At 64.1% G+C, this 2,786-nt stretch carries 4 protein-coding genes; all 4 read right to left on the bottom strand.

Going from position 1 to position 2,786, the window contains the following annotated elements:
- Window positions 1-112 precede the first annotated feature (112 nt).
- Window positions 113-568: a DUF302 domain-containing protein gene (locus AC0L23_RS38320; protein WP_085351585.1), complete on the bottom strand. Its 456-nt coding sequence runs from the start codon at window positions 566-568 to the stop codon at window positions 113-115.
- Between the two features lie 4 nt (window positions 569-572).
- Complete coding sequence (locus AC0L23_RS38325) at window positions 573-932, bottom strand: carboxymuconolactone decarboxylase family protein (RefSeq protein WP_094183287.1); 360 nt, start codon at window positions 930-932, stop codon at window positions 573-575.
- A 109-nt stretch (window positions 933-1,041) separates the two neighbouring features.
- Window positions 1,042-1,947, bottom strand: a complete 906-nt coding sequence (locus tag AC0L23_RS38330; RefSeq protein ID WP_085358784.1) for a LysR family transcriptional regulator — start codon at window positions 1,945-1,947, stop codon at window positions 1,042-1,044.
- A gap of 25 nt (window positions 1,948-1,972) precedes the next feature.
- A complete protein-coding gene (locus tag AC0L23_RS38335; RefSeq protein WP_085351583.1) occupies window positions 1,973-2,665 on the bottom strand; it encodes a pyrimidine 5'-nucleotidase in 693 nt (230 codons plus the stop codon).
- Window positions 2,666-2,786 lie beyond the last annotated feature (121 nt).

Below are 2,786 nucleotides of genomic sequence, written 5' to 3' on the forward strand. Positions count from 1 at the left end.
TATCTTTTGGGGTTTTTTTGGTCGTTTTTTTGGGGTTTTGGCGCCTAGCCCTCCCCCCCCCCGCGGGCCCCGGCCGGGGGGGGGGGGGGGGGCCCCCCCCCCCCCCCGGCGGCTATTTTGATGTGCCCGCGAGATCGGTGCCGTTCACGATACCCTCGCAGAGGCCGGCGAGCTCATTTCCGAGTTCGGTCAATGCCGGTGAACGGTAGCGCGCGAAGGCCATAGCCGGATCAAGCCATCGCAGTTCGGCTTGACCGTCTGGAAAGCCGATCACGGCGAACTTCAGGGGGGCCTCGAGCAGCGCCGCGCTATCGGCGGTCAGCAGCCGCGACATCAGGCGTGGGTGGAAAAACAGGACCTGACGCGCGGGGCCGATGGCGAAGCCGCCACGACTGAGCAGCATTTGCGGGTCGATCTCGTGCAGGATCCAGAGGTCTGCCGCAATGATTCCCTGCTTCAAGCGGGTGACCACCTCTTCGACGGTCAGCGAAGAGGAGACCGACCGTTGAAACGAGCTTGCGGCCGAACCGCATCCGGAGAAGGCCACAGGTTGCGGTGTTTGCGTCATCGGATCAGCCTTCGCCCGGCTTCGGTGCCCGGCTCGAATCGAACGCTTCGAGCGTCCGTGCCGAGTAGACCAACGACGCCCCCGCACCGATCGCAATCGCCACGCCGAGGGCCTCGGCGAGCTCCTCACGGCTCGCGCCGAAACGTGCGGCGGCGGCGGCGTGAACCGCAATACACCCGTCGCAGCGGGCAGTCACGGCCGCCGCCAGCGCGATCAACTCGCGCGTCTTTCCGTCCAGCTTTCCTGTCTGGGGGCCAGCCGCGCCAAGTTCGCGATAGCCCTTCAGCGTCGCCGGGCTTAGGGCACCAATGTCGCCGATCCGCGCCAGCAAGTCGCTCCGATAGGCGCTCCAATCCATCATCATTGTCTCTCTCCTCGAACGGCGGGTTGTTGCCGAGCTCGAGAGATAGACGTGCAGTCTCGCGGGAGCCATCAGCTATGGGCGTATGGCCGCTATACAGCTTGCCGAAGCGTCAGGCGAATTGACGGAATTCTCCCGCGATGAAGTCCACCACGGCGCGAACCCGCCGGACCTTGCCGGTGTCGCGATGAAATCCCAGCCACAGCTCGCGGCTCGGGACGGGCGCCGGCGTCTTGATCGAACGAAGCGCGGGATAGGCCGAGGCCAGCCGAGTCGGCAAGCAAACCAGCCCCGCGCCGGCGGCGGCCGCAGCGGCCTGACCATCGCGGCTATTGCTGCAGAATCCAACATGTGCCTGCGGCAAATAGCGACGCAGCCACTTCGTCTCCGCAACACTTTCGGCGAGCGCCGCGTTCATCGTAATGAGCGCAGCGTCGGCGCCACCGTCCGAAAAATCGGGCGGTCCCTTTGCCTTGAGATAGGCAGCAGCAGCATAAAGCTCGAACGGAATGCTGGCGATCTTCCGCTGCATCAGTCCGTCCTGCTGGAAGCGCCCGAAGCGCAGGGCGACATCTATCTCCCGCCGCGTGAGGCTCAGGGCCTCGGCGTCAGTAACCAGCTCGACGGTGACGGTCGGATGCGCCGCGCAGAACTTCGCCAGCAAAGGCGAGAGGATCCGTGCCCCGAGCCATTCGGGCGAGGTCACGCGCACCGTTCCGGTCAGTCCAGCGCTGCTGCCAACTGCGATCCGCTGCGCCGCCAGTGCTGCGTCCTCCATCCTCTCGGCATAATCGAGAATCTGCCGTCCGGTGTCGGAGAGCCGAAGGCCGGACGGAAAGCGGTCGAACAGGATCGCACCGAGCTTGCTTTCGAACAGTTCGAGGCGCCGGCTCATTGTCGGTTGCGTGGTGCCCAGCTTTCGTGCGGCACCCGAGAGGCTTTTTTCGCGAGCCAGGTGCAGGAAGTAGCGCAGGTCTTCCCATTCGATCGCAGCCAAGTCTGTCGGCTTCTGAGGCACGGTCGCTCCTGCGTTGCTGCGGGGGTCAGCCGATCGCGAGCGACTGCAGAAACCCAGTCAGATCGTCGGTGACGTGGTCGACATGGGCCGCATCACGGCCCGCCAGTTCCCAATCTTCACGCACCACTTGCTTGGTGCCGTCCGGCACCACGAGTATCGTGGTCATGCCGAGCTCGTGCGGAACGGTGAGGTTGCGGGCGAGGTCCTCGAACATCGCTGCGCGGGTCGGATCGACCGAATGGTCGGCGAGAAACTTCCGGTAGGTCTGTGGCGCCGGCTTCGGCTCGAATTCGGCGGCGATGATGTCGAACACGCCGTCGAAATGCGTGGCAAAGCCGAGTCGCGCCAGCACCGCATCGACATGATCGACCGAGCCGTTGGTCAGGATCAGCTTTCGTCCCGGCAGTTTTGCAATGGCCTCGCCCAGGGCCGGGTTCGGCTCCAGCGGGGAATGGTCGATCTTGTGGACATAGGCGAGATAGTCGTCGGCGCGTACACCATGCAGGGTCATCATGCCACGCATGGTGGTGCCGAAGCGCTGGTAATAATCCTTCTGGATCTTGCGCGCTTCCACCGGTGTCAGATTGAGCCAGTTGCAAACGAACTCGGTGATCCGCGCATCGACCTGCTGCCACAGATTGACGTGGTGCGGATAGAGCGTGTTGTCGAGGTCGAACACCCATGTGTCGATATGGGCAAAGGCGCGGGAGGAGGTCATTTTCACTCTCTATCCGTTGACCGCGGCGGCGCCCCACCCTCAATCGTCGTCCTGGCGAAAGCCAGGAGGTGGATTCACACTCGAAGTGCAACAGTTGAGAGGAGAAGGCCTCTGCCGGGGT

It is taken from the genome of Bradyrhizobium sp. MI1.4 (genome assembly GCF_055811315.1).

Excerpts from the sequence above, each read along its gene's own strand:
- AC0L23_RS38325 (WP_094183287.1), bottom strand. The coding sequence starts at position 932 with ATGATGATGGATTGGAGCGCCTATCGGAGCGACTTGCTGGCGCGGATC.
- AC0L23_RS38335 (WP_085351583.1), bottom strand. The coding sequence starts at position 2,665 with ATGACCTCCTCCCGCGCCTTTGCCCATATCGACACATGGGTGTTCGAC.
- AC0L23_RS38320 (WP_085351585.1), bottom strand. The coding sequence starts at position 568 with ATGACGCAAACACCGCAACCTGTGGCCTTCTCCGGATGCGGTTCGGCC.